Here is a 17,298-nt window from a genome sequence, read left to right as displayed (position 1 = left end):
CTTCAACAAGGGCAAGGGCACCAACCTGGTCACCGTGATCGGCGTGCACGTCGAGCCCTTCGGCGGTTACTCCAAGAAGGTCAAATCGCTGAGCGAACTCAAGGACGGCGCGACCGTGGCCATCCCCAACGAGGGCAGCAACAGCGGCCGTGCGTTGATCCTGCTGCAGAAAGCCGGCCTGATCACCCTGAAGGATCCGAGCAACGCTCTGGCCACTCCGAAGGACATCGCCAGCAACCCCAAGAACCTCAAGTTCAAGGAGCTGGAATCGGCCATGCTGCCGCGCGTGCTGGATCAGGTTGATCTTGACATGATCAACACCAACTACGCACTGGAAGCAGGCCTGAACCCGGCCAAGGACGCCTTGGTCATCGAAGGTTCGGATTCGCCTTACGTGAACTTCCTGGTGGCCCGTCCGGACAACAAGGACAGCCCGGCCATGCAGAAGCTGGCCAAGGCGCTGACCAGCCCGGAAGTGAAGGCATTCATCGAGAAGAAGTACAGCGGCGCAGTATTGCCAGCGTTCTGATTCCGAGCGTCACGACGGTTCACCTGAGCGCCGACAGCTTGTACAGTGTCGGCGTTTTGCTGTGTCCGGACGGGGCCCTCCCCGGCAAATGAACCTCGAACCCCGCTCACAGTCGCATACACACCTAGCATCACAGCGCACGCAAAGGAGCCTGCATGGCTGGTCCTCGTTGGAAGGTTGTAGGGGTTGGTCTCTTGTTCATCGCGCTGACCGGCTGTGGTGAAGACAAGCCTATCGAGCCGACGCACCCACGCGTGCGCGTGGAGAATGTGCAGAGCGGCGAATTCGCCGCCGCCGTCAATCTCACTGGCGATGTGCAGGCCCGCATCCAGACCCAGTTGTCGTTCCGCGTTGGCGGCAAGATCATCCAGCGCATGGTGGATGTGGGCGACCACGTCAGCGCGCGGCAAGTCCTGGCCCGCCTCGATCCCAAGGACCTGCAGACCAACGTCGACTCGGCCAAGGCTGCGGTGGCCGCCGAACAGGCCCGCGTGAAGCAGACCTCGGCGGCCTTCGTGCGTCAGCAGAAGCTGCTGCCCAAAGGCTATACCAGCCAGAGTGAATACGACTCCGCCCAGGCGGCGCTGCGCGGTGCGCAGAGCTCGCTGGCGGCGGCCAGTGCCCAGTTGGCCAACGCTCGCGAGCAGTTGAGCTACACCGACCTGGTGGCCGATGCCCCGGGCGTGATCACCGCGCGCCAGGCCGAGGTGGGCCAGGTGGTGCAAGCCACCGCGCCGATCTTCGGTCTGGCCCGCGATGGCGACCGCGATGCGGTCTTCGATGTGTATGAATCGCTGTTCGCCCAGCCGGGTGGACAGCAGCCGATCACCGTCAGCCTGCTCGACGACCCGGCGATCAAGACCACCGGCACCGTGCGCGAAGTCACTCCGGCGGTGTCCGCGCAGACCGGCACGGTGCGCGTCAAGATCGCCCTGCAGGGCGTGCCCAAGGGCATGGACCTGGGCTCGGTGGTCAACGCCTCGCTCGATGGTCCGGGCAAGACCAGCGTCGAACTGCCGTGGTCGGCGCTGACCAAGGACATTGAAGAGCCTGCCGTGTGGGTGGTCGGGGAAGGCGACAAGGTCAGCCTGCGCAAGGTCGAGGTGGGCCGTTACCTGACTGCCAAGGTGGTGATCGCCAATGGCTTGAACAATGGCGACCGCGTGGTGGTGGCCGGGGGGCAGTTGTTGCACCCCGACATGCAGGTGGAAATTGCCCAGGAGCGTCAGCCATGAAAGCGGTGATCGCGTTGTCTGCGGCCGTGCTGTTGCTGGCAGGCTGCTCGAAGGAAGAGCCGGCCCCCGAGCCCATCCGTCCGGTGTTGTCGGTGGAGGTCAAGGGCCTGGACCAGCAAAGCCTGGGTCGCTTCGCCGGCAATATCCAGGCGCGCTATGAAAGCACCTTGGGTTTCCGCGTGTCCGGACGCATTGCCCGCCGCGCGGTGGATGTCGGCAGCCAGGTGGAAAAGAACCAGTTGCTGGCCACTCTCGACCCGACCGATCAGCAGAACCAGTTGCGCGCCAACCAGGGTGATCTGGCCCGCGTCCAGGCGCAGTTCATCAATGCCCAGGCCAACGCGCGACGTCAGCAGGAGTTGTTCGACCGTGGCGTCGGTGCGCAGGCCGGGCTGGACATCGCCCAGACTGACCTGAAAACCGCGCAGTCTTCGCTCGATCAGGCCAAGGCCGCCGTCAGCCAGGCCAAGGACCAGTTGAGCTACAGCGAACTGCGTGCCGACCATGCCGCGGTGGTCAACCAGTGGAAAGTGGAAGTCGGGCAGGTGGTCAGCGCCGGTGAAGAAGTGGTGGTCCTCGCCCGTCCCGACGTCAAGGAGGCGGTCATCGACCTGCCCGCCGGGCTCGCCGAGACCCTGCCTGTCGGCGTGGAATTCCACGTGCAGTCCCAGCTTGACCCCAGCGTCGCGACCACGGGCACCTTGCGCGAGCTGGAGCCACGCCCCGACAGCTCCACGCGTACCCGTCGCGCACGCCTGACCCTGCGTGAGAGCCCTGCGGGCCTGCGCCTGGGTACGGCGATCAGCGTCACCTTGAGTTCCAGCATCGCGCAGCGCCTGGAGCTGCCGGAAACCGCCGTGCAGGATATCGACGGCAAGACCCAGGTGTGGCGGGTGGACGTCCAGAACAAGACCGTGAACCCGCAGCAGGTCACCGTGCTCAGCCGCGACCGTGGCGTCGTGGTGGTGGGCAGCGGTGTGCAGGCGGGCGAGCGCGTGGTCAGCGCTGGCGTCAATAGCCTGAAACCTGGGCAGAAAATCAAACTGGACGAGGCGAGCCGGCAATGAAGGGAAGTTTCAACCTGTCCGACTGGGCGCTCAAGCACCAGTCCTTCGTCTGGTACCTGATGTTCGTCGGCCTGCTCATGGGCGTGTTTTCCTATTTCAATCTGGGCCGTGAAGAAGACCCGGCGTTCGCCATCAAGACCATGGTCATCCAGAGCCGCTGGCCCGGGGCGACGCAAGAAGAAACGCTCAAGCAGGTCACCGACCGCATCGAGAAGAAGCTCGAAGAGCTGGACTCGCTGGACTACGTGAAGAGCTACACGCGCCCTGGCGAATCCACTGTGTTCGTGTACCTGCGCGATACCACCAGTGCCAAGGCGATTCCGCAGATCTGGTACCAGGTGCGCAAGAAGGTCGACGACATTCGCGGGACCTTTCCCCAAGGCTTGCAGGGGCCATCGTTCAACGACGAATTCGGTGACGTGTTCGGCTCCATCTATGCCTTCACCGCCGACGGCCTGAGCATGCGGCAGCTGCGCGACTACGTGGAACAGGTGCGCGCCGAGATTCGCCAGGTCGACAACCTGGGCAAGGTGCAGCTGGTAGGTCAGCAGGACGAAGTCATCTACCTGAATTTCTCCACGCGCAAACTCGCAGCGCTGGGCCTGGATCAGCAACAGGTGGTGGGTGCGCTTCAGGCGCAGAACGCGGTGACGCCAGCGGGTGTGATCGAGGCAGGACCAGAGCGCATTTCGGTGCGAACCTCAGGGCAGTTCAAGTCGGAGAAGGACCTGGAAACGGTCAATCTCAGGCTTAACGACCGTTTCTATCGGCTGACCGACATCGCCGACATCGAACGTGGCTACAAGGACCCGGCCGCACCGATGTTCCGCTACAACGGCCAGCCTGCCATCGGCTTGGCCATCGCCATGAAGGACGGCGGCAACATTCAGGAATTCGGCACCGCGCTGCACAAGCGCATGGACGAGTTGACCGCGCAGCTGCCCGTGGGCGTGGGTGTGCACAAGGTGTCGGACCAGGCCGAGGTGGTCGAGAAGGCGGTCGGTGGGTTCACCAGCGCGCTGTTCGAGGCCGTGGTGATCGTGCTGATCGTCAGCTTCGTCAGCCTCGGCGTGCGCGCCGGTCTGGTCGTGGCCTGCTCGATTCCGTTGGTGCTGGCCATGGTCTTCGTGTTCATGGAGTACAGCGGCATCACCATGCAGCGTATTTCGCTGGGGGCGTTGATCATCGCCCTGGGCCTGCTGGTCGACGATGCGATGATCACCGTGGAGATGATGGTCACCCGCCTGGAGGCAGGTGACAGCAAGGAGGAAGCGGCTACCTTCGCCTACACCTCCACCGCATTCCCGATGCTCACCGGCACGCTGGTCACCGTGGCGGGCTTCGTGCCGATCGGTTTGAACGCCAGCTCGGCAGGTGAGTACACCTTCACCCTGTTTGCTGTGATTGCGGTGGCCATGCTGGTGTCGTGGGTGGTGGCGGTGCTGTTCGCGCCGGTCATCGGCGTGCATATCCTGAGCAAGAACGTCCAACCCAAGCCGGAGCAGCCTGGGCGCGTCGCGCGCTGGTTCCACAGCGGACTGCTGGGCTGCATGCGCCACCGTTGGCTGACAATCATCGGCACGTTGCTGCTGTTCGCCGCCGCACTGTTCTGCATGCGCTTCGTGCAGAACCAGTTCTTCCCCTCGTCCGACCGGCCGGAAATTCTGGTGGACCTGAACCTGCCGCAGAACGCCTCGATCAACGAGACGCGCCAGGCGGTCGATCGCCTGGAAGCGACGCTCAAGGATGATCCGGACATCGTCCGCTGGAGCACCTACATCGGTCAGGGCGCGATTCGTTTCTATCTGCCCCTGGACCAGCAACTGGAGAACCCGTACTACGCCCAGTTGGTGATCGTCAGCAAGGGTCTGGAAGAGCGCGGGGCCTTGACCGAGCGCCTGAAAAAGCGTCTGCGTGACGACTTTGTTGGCATCGGCACCTATGTCCAGGCGCTGGAGATGGGCCCACCCGTGGGGCGGCCGATCCAGTACCGGGTCAGCGGCAAGGACATCGATCAGGTGCGCAAGCACGCCATCGAACTGGCCACCTTGCTGGACCACAACGCGCACATCGGCGAAATGATCTACGACTGGAACGAGCCGGGCAAAGTGCTGCGCATCGACATCGCCCAGGACAAGGCCCGGCAGCTGGGATTGTCGTCCGAGGACGTGGCGAAGCTGATGAACACCATCGTCAGCGGTTCGGCGGTGACCCAGGTCAACGACGATATCTACCTGGTCAACGTAGTAGGCCGGGCCAACGATGCCGAGCGCGGCTCGCCGGAAACCCTGCAGAACCTGCAGATCGTCACGCCCAGCGGGACGTCGATTCCGCTCTTGGCGTTCGCCACCGTGCGCTACGAGCTGGAGCAGCCGCTGGTGTGGCGGCGTGATCGTCTGCCGACCATCACCTTGAAGGCGGCGGTTAGCGACGATATCCAGCCGACCGACCTGGTGGCCCAGCTCAAGCCCGAGATCGAGAAATTCGCCGCAGGCCTGCCGGTGGGCTACAAGGTGGCCACCGGCGGTACGGTCGAGGAAAGCGGCAAGGCGCAGGGCCCGATCGCCAAGGTGGTGCCGTTGATGCTGTTCCTGATGGCGACCTTCCTGATGATTCAGCTGCACAGTGTGCAGAAGATGTTCCTGGTGGCCAGCGTGGCGCCTCTGGGCATCATCGGCGTGGTGCTGGCGTTGGTGCCGACCGGGACGCCCATGGGCTTCGTGGCGATCCTGGGGATATTGGCCCTGATCGGTATCATCATCCGCAACTCGGTGATTCTGGTGACCCAGATCGATGCCTACGAGCGTGATGGCTACAAGCCCTGGGACGCGGTGCTGGAGGCGACCGAGCATCGTCGTCGGCCGATCCTGCTCACCGCAGCGGCGGCCAGTTTGGGCATGATCCCGATCGCTCGTGAGGTGTTCTGGGGGCCGATGGCTTACGCGATGATCGGCGGGATCGTGGTGGCGACCTTGCTGACCCTGTTGTTCCTGCCGGCGCTGTATGTGGCCTGGTATCGGATCAAGGAAGGTGAGGGCGAGGGGAAGGAGGCTTGATGAGCTGAGGGCCTCTTCGCGGGCAGAGCCCGCTCCCACATGATCACCGTCTCATCTGTGGGAGCGGGCTTTGCCCGCGAAGGGGGCGCTGCGGTATGGGGACTAGCGCTTGTTGAGCACCCGCGCCAGACGGTCGCCGCTGAACTGGATCAAGGTCACCAGGGCCACCAGCAGCACGATCACCGTGAGCATGATCTGGCTGTCGAAACGCTGGTAGCCGTAGCGGTAGGCGATGTCGCCCAGCCCACCGGCACCGATGGCGCCGGCCATGGCCGATGAGTTGATCATGGTCACCACGGTGATGGTGAAACCGGCGACGATGCCGGGCCGAGCCTCGGGCAGCAGCACGTGCCAGACGATATGCCAGCGTCGGCAGCCCATGGCCTGCGCAGCCTCGATCAGGCCATGGTCGACCTCACGCAGGCTAACCTCGGCGATGCGCGCAAAGAACGGCGTCGCAGCGATGGTCAACGGCACCACCGCTGCCCACACCCCATAGGTGGTACCCACGATCAACCGAGTGAACGGGATCAGCGCCACCATCAGGATCAGGAACGGCACCGACCTGAACAGATTGACGAACGCGCCCAGCACGCGGTTCAGCGCCGGCGCCTGGTAGATGCCGCCTCGGTCGCTGGTGACCAGCACCACCGCCATCACGACTCCCACCGGCAACGCGATCAACGACGAAACGCCCACCATCAACAAGGTGTCGAGGGCGCCCTGCAGTAGACGGTCAAACCACATAGCCCAGCTCCTCTACCTGTTGTGCCCATTGCCGGGCGCGCTGCAGCAGATGCTCACGGTCATGGGGCGAATTGCTCACCGCCACGACCAGGCTGCCCAGCGCCCGCCCTTGAATGCGTTCGATCCCGCCCTGCAGCAGGCTGACCTGCCCGCCCAGCAGGTTGAACAGCGAGGACAGATCCGCTTCGCCGGTCTGTGCCCCGGTCACGCCCAGGCGCAACACCAGCGCGGCCTCGGGTGTCGGCGCCGTACTGCGCAGACGTGCTCGCAGCTCATCGGATAGGCCGTGTTGCAACGGTGCCAGCAGGGTGCGGCTGACCTCATGCCGAGGATCGCCGAAGACCTGCCACACTGGCCCCTGCTCGACCACCTGGCCGCCCTCTAGCACCACCACGCGGTCGCAGATGGCACGGATCACGGCCATTTCGTGGGTGATCAAAACGATCGTCAGCCCCAGGCGCCGATTGATGTCGCGCAGCAGCGCCAGGATCGACTCGGTGGTCTCCGGATCCAGCGCCGAAGTGGCTTCGTCGCACAGCAGGATCTGCGGGTCGTGGACCAGCGCGCGGGCAATGCCGACGCGCTGCTTCTGCCCGCCGGACAGCTGCGCCGGGTACGCGTCGCGCTTGCCCTGCAGGCCGACTAGTTCGAGCAGTTCACCGACCTTGCGCCAGCGCTCGGCCTGGGGCACGCCGGCGACCTTGAGTGGCAGCTCGACGTTCTGCCACACGGTTTTCGCCGACATCAGGTTGAAGTGCTGGAAGATCATGCCGATGCGTCGCCGCAGCGCCACCAGGCGATCCTCGTCGAAATCACCGATGTCCACCTGATCGATCAGCACGCGCCCGCTGCTGGGCTGTTCCAGCCGGTTGATGGTGCGGATCAGCGACGACTTGCCGGCGCCGCTGCGGCCGATGATGCCGAACACTTCGCCGCGCTCGATGGTCAGGTCGATACCTTGCAGGGCCTGCACCGGACCTTGCGCGCCCTCATAGGTCTTGCCGACGCCGATGAAGCGCACCAGGCTGTTGGCCAGTTGCGGGTGCAGCTCCAGGGGTTCGGCAGGCTGCCGGGCAAGGCCGGCGGTATCGGCCAGCCGGCGTTGGACATTGGTGGTGGGCATACTCACTCCTTCCAGCCGACTTGGTAGAGCTTGCCGTTGATCTTGTCGAGCGAGGCACGCACGACCGGCGAGTGTTGGTAGATATCCACGAACTTGGCCAGGCGCGGATCATCCTTGCGCTCGGGTTTGATCACGAACTGGATCACGTATTCGGGATGGTCGAGGCCGTCGAACAGCAGGGCCGAGCCGGCATCGAAGGTCTTGGCCAGGCGAATGTAGGCCGGGTAGCCCTGCACCAGATCGGCGTCGTCGTAGGCGCGCACCAGTTGCACGGCTTCGACCTGAAGAATCTTGATGCCCTTGGGGTTGGTGAGGATGTCGTCTTCGGTGGCCTTGTAGCCAACCCCCGGCTTGAGGGTGATCAAGCCGGCCTTGGCCAGCAGTTGCAGGCCGCGACCGCTGTTGATCGGGTCGTTGGCGATGGCCACGCTGGCGCCCTTGGGCAGCTCGTCGAAGCTTTTGTAGCGTTTGGAATACAGCCCCACGTTGTTGATGATGCCCGGTGCATAGGGCACCAGGTCGGTGCCGGCCTGGGTATTGGCGTTTTCCAGAAAGGGGATGTGCTGGAAGTAGTTCACGTCGATGTCGCCAGCGGCGAGGCTGACGTTGGGCGCGATCCAGTCGGTGAATTCCACCAGTTTGACGGTCAGGCCCTCTTTCTTGGCTTCCTCCACGGCGGTTTCCAGGGGAATGGCGAAGGCGGCGGTGGTGCCGACGATCAGGGGCTTGTCATCGGCAGCATGGGCCAGGCCGGTGAGGAGGGTGAGGGCGAGGGCGAGGGCGAGTAGCAGGGTGGGTTTGAGCATGGTGTTGGTCCATTGGTTTTTGTGGGGTTGGGGAGGGCCTCTTCGCGGGCAGAGCCCGCTCCCACAATTAACGGGCGAGCGCTCGTGTGGGAGCGGGGCGAGCGGCTGAGCCCTCTGCCCGCGAAGAGGCCTAGTCAGGCACCGCGCTTGTAACTGAAACCGGCATGCCCCTCGGGCAACCCCGGGCCTTGGCCGAAGACCTTTTCGCGCAGCGTGCCCTGGGCATAGGCGGTCTTGTACGAACCGCGCGCCTGCAGCACCGGAATCACCAGATCGATGAAGTCGACGTAGCTTTCCGGCGTGACCGTGCGGGTCAGGTTGAATCCGTCCAGGCCGGTCTCGGCGATCCAGGCTTCGAGTTCGTCGGCAACCTGTTCCGGGTCGCCGACCAAGGTGATGTAGCGTCCGCCCAGAGCGTGCTGGTCGAGCAGTTTGCGGCGGGTCCAGTCGTTGTTCTGCAGGGTCTTGGTGGCCGACTCGATGGCGTTGCCCTTCACGTACTGAATGGGCTCGTCGAGTTCGTAGCGGGCAAAGTCGATCGCGGTGGAGGCAGCGAAGTGGGCGACGCCGGCCTCGGCGCTGGCGTAGCTCAGGTATTCGTCATGCTTGGCCCAGGCCTGGGCCTCGGTGGCAGCGACGATGACCGTGATGCCCATGAAGACCTTCACGGCCTGGGGATCGCGGCCGGCTGCGCGAGCCGCGTCGCGGACCTTGTCCACCTGAGCGCGGGTGGCCTGCTTGTTCTGTCCGCTGATGAACACGCATTCGGCATGCTGACCGGCGAACTGCAGGCCCCGTGCCGAGCTGCCGGCCTGGAACAGCAGCGGTGTGCGCTGTGGCGAGGGTTCACAGAGGTGGTAACCCTGGACCCGGTAGAACTCGCCTTCATGCTGCACCTTGTGGACCTTTTCCGGCTGGGCGTAGATGCGCCGCTCGCGGTCTTCGACGACGGCGTCGTCTTCCCAGCTGCCTTCCCAGAGTTTGTAGAGCACCTCCAGGTACTCGTCGGCCTGATCGTAACGGCGGTCGTGCTCCACCTGCTGGGTCAGGCCCATGGCCTTGGCCGCACTGTCCAGGTAGCCGGTGACAATGTTCCAGCCCACCCGACCGCGGGTCAGGTGATCGAGCGTGGACAGGCGTCGGGCGAACAGATAGGGCGCTTCGTAGGTGAGGTTGGCGGTCAGGCCGAAACCCAAGTGGCGGGTGACCGCGGCCATGGCCGAAACCAGCAGCAACGGGTCGTTGACCGGAAGCTGGATCGACTCCTTCAAGGTCACGTCGACCGAATCCTGATAGATGTCGTAGACCCCGACGATGTCGGCGATGAACAGCCCATCGAAAAGACCGCGCTCCAGCAATTGGGCCAGCTCGGTCCAGTATTCCAAGGTCTTGTACTGGCTCGAAGTGTCGCGCGGATGGGTCCACAGGCCGTGGTTGATGTGGCCCACGCAGTTCATGTTGAAGGCGTTGAGGAGGATCTGCTTCTTGCTCATCAGATCGTCCCCCGGCGTGGTGGCAACTGGTCGTTGAGGTAGTAGTTGCCGATGGCGTGGTACTTCCAGCGCACCGGGTCGTGCAGGGTGTGCACGCGGGCGTTGCGCCAGTGCCGGTCCAGGCCATGCTCGGCCAGGGTGGCCTGGCTGCCGGCCAGTTCGAACAGGGTGCTACCGGCGGCCAGGGAAATTTCGGTGCTGAGGGCACGGGCTTCGGCCACGGCGATCGAGGCGGCGCCAACGTGTTCGGCGGTGGGCTCGGCCTGGGCCTTGTCGAGGATTTCGCCGGCCCGCTCCAACAGCGCTTCGGCGGCGTGCAGGCGGATGGCCAGATGGCCGAAGCTCTTCAGCGACAGCGGATCCTCGACGGCCTTGTCGCTGGTAGCGTCGATCCACGGCCGGGTACGAGTGCGGACGAATTGCAAGGCGTCCTCGAACGCCCCGCGCGCGATGCCGGTGTCGATCGCCGCGTGGAGGATCTGTGCGAACGGGCCGACCGTAGTGGGCCGTTCGAACGCGCTTTGAAACGGCACGATGGCGTCGGCGCCGACCCAGACGTTGTCGAACACCACCGAGCCGCTGCCCGTGGTGCGCTGGCCGAAGCCACTCCAGTCGTCGATGACCTGGACCCCGGCACTGTCGGCGGGCACGAAGGCCAGTTGCTGTACGCCCTGTTCATCGATCACCGAAGTGGGAATGCATTGGGCATACAGCGCACCGGTGGCGTAGAACTTGCGGCCATTGATACGGAAACCGTCGCCGTCGCGGGTCAGGCGCGTGGTGCGGTCGTGGGCGGTACGGGTGCCGAGTTCGGCCAGAGCGTTGCCCAGCCGCTGGCCTGCCAGCACGTCGGCGTAGAGGCGCTGCTGCTGCGCCGGGCTGCCGTTGATGCGCAGCACTTCCAGGGCATAGAAATGATTCTGCGGGATCTGTCCCAGCGAGCCGTCGGCAGCCGCCAGCAGAGCGATGACCTGGGCCAGGGTCACGTTGGACACACCGGCTCCGCCGAACGCCCTGGGCACACTGATGCCGCCCAGGCCGGAGCGGGAGAACAGCGTCAGTTCGGCGTGGGGCAGCTGCCGCTCGCGGTCGCGCAGGGCGCTGTCGCGCTGCAACTGGGGGGCCAGCTGCCGGGCAACCTCCAGCGCCTGCTGATCGTTGGCGATGCGTGCGACGCCGTCGAGGGGGTGGGGCAATAAGCTCATGCTGATCTCCAGCGGTCTGGTCAAATCCAGGAATGGCGTGCAGGCAGGCTGCCGTTCAGGTGATAGGCGCCGACAGCGTGATATTTCCAGCGCACGGGATCGTGCAGGGTGTGCACGCGGGCGTTGCGCCAGTGGCGGTCGAGGTTGAACTCGGCGAGGGTGGCGCGGCTGCCGGCCAGCTCGAAAAGCTTTTCACTGGCCTGCAAGGCGATTTCGGTGGTGATCACCTTGGCCTCGGCCACTGCGATCGAGGCCCGGCCGGCGAGGGCGGCGTCCACCGGCGCCTGACCGATCTGGTCGAGCACGCGGGCGGCCTTGCGCAGCAGTGCCTGCGCGGCGTGCAGTTCCAGCTTCAGGCGACCGATGTCGGCGACCACGAACGGATCGTCGCTGGCACGCTCGACCCCGGCATCGATCCACGGGCGCGATTTTTCCCGGACGAAGGCGATGGTGTCGTCGATCGCCGCTTCGGCAATCCCGGCGTCGATGGCGGCCTGCATCAGTTGCGACACGGCGCCCTGAATGTTCGGTTGCTGTGTCTGGCGCCAGATCTGCACCACATGGGTGTCGGGTACGTGCGCATTTTCGAGCAGGACAGTGCCGCTGGCGGTGGTGCGCTGGCCGAAGCCGGACCAGTCGTCGACGATACGCAGGCCGGGTGTGCCGCGGCGTACGAACGCCATGACCAGACGCTGTTCATCGTCCACGGCCTTGACTGCCACCCAGTGGGCGAACAGCGCGCCGGTGGAGTAGAACTTCTGCCCGCTGATTCGCCCGCCGTCACCGTCGCGGACGATGCGGGTGTTGATTTCCAACGTGTTGCGGGCGCCGCGTTCAGGGCCGCCGTTGCCGATGCGCGCGCCTTCGAGCACGGCGGTGAATAGCGCGTGCTGCTGCGCTTCGGTGGCGGTGCCGCGCAGCATCTGCAGAATGCCGAAATGGTTCTGTGGGATCTGCCCCAGCGCTGGATCGGCGGCGCTGATGAGGCGGAAGACCTCGGCCAGGGTCACGAAACTGACGTCGGGGCCGCCGAAGGCGCGTGGCACGGTGATGCTGCCCAGGCCGCTGGCGGTGAATTGCTCGATCAGTTGCCAGGGCAGTTCACGTTGCTGGTCTCGCCTGGCAGCGTGGGTGCGGGCACTGGCGGCAAGCGCCTGCGCGGCTTCGAGTGCGTCGGCGTCGTTGCGCAGGATCTGCGCAGGCAAGAGCGCCGGACCGTTGTCGGTTGTTGTCTGTGGTTGGGAGTGTTCGAGGGAAATCGAGTGGTTGACCATACCGTCCTCACGTCATGCAGGGCGTATGTCGCCTTGCTTGGATGTACGCAGGTCCGGTGGTCCGGTTCATATACCTTAATCGTTTGTTAAATTTAAATGAACTAACGATTGGGAATATGGATAGATGTGTTTTTACCGCAGTCATGTCATGTAGGAGCGGCCTGTGGCCGCGACGGGGGCGCTGCGGTGTGTCAGGTACAGCGCAGTGTGTCCTTCGCGGGCAAGACCCGCTCCCACGATCGAGGCTCAGGCGGGGCGGGTGAGGGTCTTGACGCCTTCGGTGGTGCCCAGCAGCAGCACATCGGCCGGGCGGGCGGCGAACAGGCCGTTGGTGACCACGCCGACGATGGCGTTGATCTGTGTTTCCAACGCCACCGGGTCGGTGATCTGCATGTTGTACACGTCGATGATGATGTTGCCGTTGTCGGTCACCACGCCCTCGCGGTAGTCCGGGTCGCCGCCCAGTTTCACCAGCTGGCGCGCGACATGGCTGCGGGCCATCGGGATGACTTCCACCGGCAGCGGAAACTCGCCCAGCACCGGCACCAGCTTGCTGCCGTCGGCGATACAGATGAACGTGGTGGCCACGGCCGCGACGATCTTCTCGCGGGTCAACGCAGCGCCGCCGCCCTTGATCAGGTTCAGGTGCTCGTCGCTTTCATCCGCGCCGTCGACGTAGAACTCCAGGTCGCCCACGCTGTTGAGTTCGTATACCGGAATGCCATGGCCCTTGAGCCGTGCCGCGGTCGCTTCGGAGCTGGCCACGGCGCCGTCGAAGGCACTCTTGTGCTGCGCCAGCGCGTCGATGAAGCAGTTGGCGGTGGACCCGGTGCCCACGCCGACGACGCTCTTTTCGCCCAGCTTGGGCAGAATGAAATCCACGGCAGCCTGGGCGACGGCCTGTTTGAGTTGGTCCTGGGTCATGCAAGCTCCGCAGCGGCAGTTGGGGCTCTAGTGGTTGTGGCCCCGAAGGCGCGCATTATAAGGGCAAAACCTTGGTTTTGCCGTGGTCGTTGGCTTAGACTCGTCGGCCCTGCCCGTTATCGTCAGTGATGTCCGCCATGCTCGAACAGTACGTAAAGATGATCCTCACCTCGCGCGTCTACGACGTTGCGGTGGAAACCCCTTTGCAGCCCGCCGGGCAGCTGTCCGAGCGCCTGAACAACAAGATTCTGCTCAAGCGCGAAGACTTGCAGCCGGTGTTCTCGTTCAAGATTCGCGGCGCCTATAACAAATTGGCACAGCTCAGCGCAGAGGAACTGGCTCGTGGCGTGGTCACCGCCTCGGCCGGCAACCATGCCCAGGGCCTGGCGCTGGCGGCGCGCGAGCTGGGGATCAAGGCCACCATCGTGATGCCCAACACCACCCCCGAGATCAAGATCGAAGGCGTACGTTCGCGCGGTGGCATCGTGGTGCTGCACGGCGACTCGTTTCCCGAGGCCCTGGCTCATTCGCTAAAGCTGGTGGACGAGCAGGGCATGGTCTACATCCATCCCTACGACGACCCGTACACCATTGCCGGCCAGGGCACGGTGGCGATGGAGATTCTGCGTCAGCATCCGGGCGATCTCGACGCGATCTTCGTGCCGGTGGGCGGCGGCGGTCTGATCGCGGGCATCGCTGCGTACGTCAAATACCTGCGTCCGGGCATCAAGGTCATCGGCGTCGAGCCGGACGATTCCAACTGCCTGCAGCAAGCCATGCGTGCCGGTGAGCGCGTGGTGCTCCCGCAGGTCGGGTTGTTCGCCGACGGTGTGGCGGTGGCGCAGATCGGCCAGTACACCTTCGAGATCTGCAAGGATCACGTGGACGAAGTAATCACCGTCAGCACCGACGAGATCTGTGCGGCGATCAAGGACATCTACGACGATACCCGCTCGATCACCGAACCTGCTGGTGCGCTCGGGGTGGCGGGGATCAAGAAGTACGTCGAGGCACGGGGTGTGTCGGGGCAGACCCTGGTGGCGATCGATTCGGGTGCCAACGTCAACTTCGACCGGCTGCGCCACGTGGCCGAGCGTGCCGAGCTGGGTGAGGGGCGCGAAGCCATCATCGCGGTGACCATTCCCGAGCGTCCTGGCAGCTTCAAGGCGTTCTGCGAGGCCATCGGCAAACGGCAGATCACCGAGTTCAACTACCGCTACCACACCGGTCACGAAGCACACATTTTCGTCGGCGTGCAGACCCACCCCGAACGCGATCCGCGGGCGGTGCTGGTGCAGACGCTGCAATCCCATGGCTTCCCGGTGCTGGACCTGACCGACAACGAGCTGGCCAAGCTGCACATTCGCCATATGGTCGGCGGCCATGCGGTCCGGGTCAGCGACGAGATGGTGCTGCGCTTCGAGTTCCCGGAGCGTCCGGGTGCGCTGTTCAACTTCCTCGACAAGCTGGGCGGGCGCTGGAACATCTCGATGTTCCACTACCGCAACCACGGCGCGGCCGATGGGCGTGTGGTGGCTGGGCTGCAGGTGCCTGAAGAGGAGCGCCATCTGGTGGCCGGCGCGCTGGCCGAAATCGGCTACCCGTTCTGGGACGAGACGGATAACCTGGCTTATCAGTTGTTCCTGGGGTAGTGATGGAGGGCCTGGCTTGAGTCCGTAGTGTGCCATTCGCGGGCAGAGGGCTCGCCGCCCGCCCCGCTCCCACAAGAGCGACCCCGGCTTATCAGTTGTTTCTGGGGTAGTGATGCAGGGCCTGGCTTGAGTCAGTGGTGTGCCATTCGCGGGCAGAGGGCTCAGCCGCCCGCCCCGCGCTCCCACAGGGTGAACTCGACGGCTGCTACGCTTGTCGATGATGCATCGTCAATGCCCATAGGGATCACGCGTCATGGAAAGCCTGGCGATTCTGAAAGTATTTCACGTCGCTGCCACGGTCGTGCTGCTGGGCAGCGTGGCGGCCGTCATCTACCGTGCCTGGCGCAGCTGGAAGGGCGGCGACCGGCTCCCCTTCGCCAGTACCCTGCAACGGCCCTGGGTGTACGCCTGGGTGGTCATGGCCGTGAGCCTGGTGAGTTTTCCAGTGACGGGCTGGTGGCTGGTGCACCGGGTCGGCTGGCCCTTGGGGCAAACCTGGATTCTCACCGCCGCGGTGTTGTATGTGATCGGCGGTGGGGTCTGGCTGCTGCTGATCAACCGGGTGAATCGCCTGCGTCTGGCGACGGGACTCGATGAGGTCGTCGTTGCGGCCAAGCGGCGCAATGTCTTGATCATCGCGACCGTGGCAGTGGTGGTGCTTTTGTCGATCATCGGACTGATGGTGACCAAGCCTGCCTGAGGCTGCGCATTTAGGTGTACCGCAGCGCATTCTTCGCGGCCGATGACCGCTCCTACGGTTGGCCCTAATTGCTGTGGGAGCGGGCTCTGCCCGCGAAATGAGCGCCGCGGTGGGTCAAGCAGACCGCGGCGCATTCTTCGCGGGCAGAGCCCGCTCCCACAGTACCAGTTAGCAGTTAGCAGTGAGCAGTGAGCAGTGAGCAGTTATCAGCGCAGGGAGATTTCCTTCCAGCCGCGGCGCTTGGCTTCTTCGTGCAGGCGGGGGTCTGGATCGACCACCACCGGGTGGGTCACCTGCTCCAGCAGTGGCAGATCGTTCATCGAGTCGCTGTAGAAATAGCTGTCGTGCAGATCGTAGCCGTTCTCTTCCAGCCAGCGGTTCAGGCGCGTGACCTTGCCTTCCTTGAAGCAGGGCACGTCGTAGCTGCGACCGGTGTAGCGGCCGTCGACCATTTCCACTTCCGTGGCCAGCAGCGTTTCCACGCCCAGGCGCTCGGCGATCGGGCCGGTCACGAAGCGGTTGGTGGCGGTGATGATCACCAGCTTGTCACCCGCGTCACGATGCTGTTGCAGCAAGGCAGCGGCCTTGGGCAGCATGATCGGCTCGATGCAGTCACGCATGAAATCGCGATGCCATTCATCCAGTTGCGCCACGTCGGTCGCCGCGAGGATTTCCAGGGTGAAGTTCAGGTACTCGTTCAAGTCCAGGCGGCCTGCCAGGTAGTCCTGATAGAACTCGTCGTTGCGTGCCTTGTAAGTGTCGGCATCGAGAATGCCGCGGGCGCACAGATAATCACCCCAGGCATGGTCGCTGTCGCCGCCGAGCAGCGTGTTGTCGAGGTCGAATAGGGCCAGGCGCATGAAATGACTCGCATTAAATGGGGAAAAGGCCCACAGAATACGGACTTTTCACATGCGTGCACATAAGCTACGCGGCGTCGTTGCTGCCTTCACAGGCTTTGTGGAACAATGCCAGAACATGCGTTTACGAGGTTGTTGCCGTGATCGACCCCGATGGTTTTCGCCCTAACGTTGGCATCATTCTCACCAATGACGCCGGTCAGGTGCTATGGGCTCGGCGTATCAATCAGGACGCCTGGCAATTTCCACAAGGGGGTATCAACCCTCAGGAAACGCCGGAAGAGGCCTTGTACCGCGAGCTGAATGAAGAAGTCGGGCTGGAACGCCAGGATGTAGAAATACTTGCCTGCACCCGCGGCTGGTTGCGTTATCGTCTACCCCAACGCCTGGTGCGCACGCACAGCCAACCGTTGTGCATCGGCCAGAAACAGAAATGGTTCCTGCTGCGCCTGGTGTCCAACGAGCAGCGCGTGCGCATGGACCTGACCGGCAAACCCGAGTTCGATGGCTGGCGCTGGGTCAGCTATTGGTACCCGCTGGGCCAGGTGGTGACATTCAAGCGCGAGGTCTACAGACGCGCGCTCAAAGAGCTAGCCCCGCGCCTTCTCTCGCGCGACTGACGACGGA

Annotated in this window: 15 protein-coding genes; 7 read left to right on the top strand and 8 right to left on the bottom strand. The window is 64.2% G+C overall.

The window, feature by feature from the left end:
* From B2V21_RS05035 to B2V21_RS05020, 4 genes are all read left to right on the top strand, one after another.
* Positions 1-529: MetQ/NlpA family ABC transporter substrate-binding protein (locus tag B2V21_RS05035; protein WP_286916203.1), on the top strand; the 529-nt coding region annotated here is incomplete at its 5' end.
* Between the two features lie 155 nt (positions 530-684).
* The gene (locus B2V21_RS05030; protein WP_286916202.1) at positions 685-1,764 is read left to right on the top strand and encodes an efflux RND transporter periplasmic adaptor subunit; all 1,080 of its coding nucleotides are present in this window, start codon (positions 685-687) and stop codon (positions 1,762-1,764) included.
* Positions 1,761-2,831 (top strand): efflux RND transporter periplasmic adaptor subunit, encoded by a 1,071-nt coding sequence (locus tag B2V21_RS05025; RefSeq protein ID WP_286916201.1) that lies wholly within the window; start codon positions 1,761-1,763, stop codon positions 2,829-2,831. The genes B2V21_RS05030 and B2V21_RS05025 overlap by 4 nt, the downstream gene beginning before the upstream one ends.
* Complete coding sequence (locus B2V21_RS05020; RefSeq protein ID WP_286916200.1) at positions 2,828-5,887, top strand: efflux RND transporter permease subunit; 3,060 nt, start codon at positions 2,828-2,830, stop codon at positions 5,885-5,887. The genes B2V21_RS05025 and B2V21_RS05020 overlap by 4 nt, the downstream gene beginning before the upstream one ends.
* 102 nt (positions 5,888-5,989) lie before the next feature.
* Here the strand turns inward: B2V21_RS05020 and B2V21_RS05015 are convergent, their stop codons facing one another.
* The 7 genes from B2V21_RS05015 to rpiA form a co-directional block, all read right to left on the bottom strand.
* On the bottom strand, positions 5,990-6,634 hold the full coding sequence (locus tag B2V21_RS05015; protein WP_049861569.1) for a methionine ABC transporter permease: 645 nt from the start codon (positions 6,632-6,634) through the stop codon (positions 5,990-5,992).
* Complete coding sequence (locus B2V21_RS05010) at positions 6,624-7,757, bottom strand: methionine ABC transporter ATP-binding protein (protein WP_286916199.1); 1,134 nt, start codon at positions 7,755-7,757, stop codon at positions 6,624-6,626. The genes B2V21_RS05015 and B2V21_RS05010 overlap by 11 nt, the downstream gene beginning before the upstream one ends.
* 2 nt (positions 7,758-7,759) lie before the next feature.
* On the bottom strand, positions 7,760-8,563 hold the full coding sequence (locus B2V21_RS05005; RefSeq protein ID WP_286916198.1) for a MetQ/NlpA family ABC transporter substrate-binding protein: 804 nt from the start codon (positions 8,561-8,563) through the stop codon (positions 7,760-7,762).
* Between the two features lie 134 nt (positions 8,564-8,697).
* Positions 8,698-10,056 (bottom strand): LLM class flavin-dependent oxidoreductase, encoded by a 1,359-nt coding sequence (locus B2V21_RS05000; protein ID WP_286916197.1) that lies wholly within the window; start codon positions 10,054-10,056, stop codon positions 8,698-8,700.
* Positions 10,056-11,261, bottom strand: coding sequence for an SfnB family sulfur acquisition oxidoreductase (locus B2V21_RS04995; protein WP_286916196.1), 1,206 nt, complete (start codon positions 11,259-11,261; stop codon positions 10,056-10,058). Before B2V21_RS04995 ends, B2V21_RS05000 begins: the two co-directional genes overlap by 1 nt.
* 20 nt (positions 11,262-11,281) lie before the next feature.
* On the bottom strand, positions 11,282-12,535 hold the full coding sequence (locus B2V21_RS04990; RefSeq protein ID WP_286916195.1) for an SfnB family sulfur acquisition oxidoreductase: 1,254 nt from the start codon (positions 12,533-12,535) through the stop codon (positions 11,282-11,284).
* 246 nt (positions 12,536-12,781) lie between these two features.
* On the bottom strand, positions 12,782-13,459 hold the full coding sequence (gene rpiA / locus B2V21_RS04985; protein ID WP_286916194.1) for a ribose-5-phosphate isomerase RpiA: 678 nt from the start codon (positions 13,457-13,459) through the stop codon (positions 12,782-12,784).
* A gap of 137 nt (positions 13,460-13,596) precedes the next feature.
* Between rpiA and ilvA the strand changes: the two genes are divergently transcribed.
* Both ilvA and B2V21_RS04975 read left to right on the top strand, forming a co-directional pair.
* Positions 13,597-15,111: a threonine ammonia-lyase, biosynthetic gene (gene ilvA, locus B2V21_RS04980; RefSeq protein WP_286916193.1), complete on the top strand. Its 1,515-nt coding sequence runs from the start codon at positions 13,597-13,599 to the stop codon at positions 15,109-15,111.
* 253 nt (positions 15,112-15,364) lie between these two features.
* Positions 15,365-15,811: a DUF2269 family protein gene (locus tag B2V21_RS04975; protein ID WP_049861577.1), complete on the top strand. Its 447-nt coding sequence runs from the start codon at positions 15,365-15,367 to the stop codon at positions 15,809-15,811.
* A 206-nt stretch (positions 15,812-16,017) separates the two neighbouring features.
* Here the strand turns inward: B2V21_RS04975 and B2V21_RS04970 are convergent, their stop codons facing one another.
* Positions 16,018-16,671: an HAD family hydrolase gene (locus B2V21_RS04970; protein ID WP_134722740.1), complete on the bottom strand. Its 654-nt coding sequence runs from the start codon at positions 16,669-16,671 to the stop codon at positions 16,018-16,020.
* 140 nt (positions 16,672-16,811) lie between these two features.
* On the opposite strand from B2V21_RS04970, the gene B2V21_RS04965 reads away from it, so the two are divergent.
* On the top strand, positions 16,812-17,291 hold the full coding sequence (locus tag B2V21_RS04965; RefSeq protein ID WP_043191776.1) for an RNA pyrophosphohydrolase: 480 nt from the start codon (positions 16,812-16,814) through the stop codon (positions 17,289-17,291).
* Positions 17,292-17,298 lie beyond the last annotated feature (7 nt).

The sequence above is a fragment of the Pseudomonas sp. UBA6276 genome (assembly GCF_002438365.1).
GTDB lineage: Bacteria > Pseudomonadota > Gammaproteobacteria > Pseudomonadales > Pseudomonadaceae > Aquipseudomonas > Aquipseudomonas coleopterorum.
This window is presented reverse-complemented; position numbering and strand designations above follow the sequence as displayed.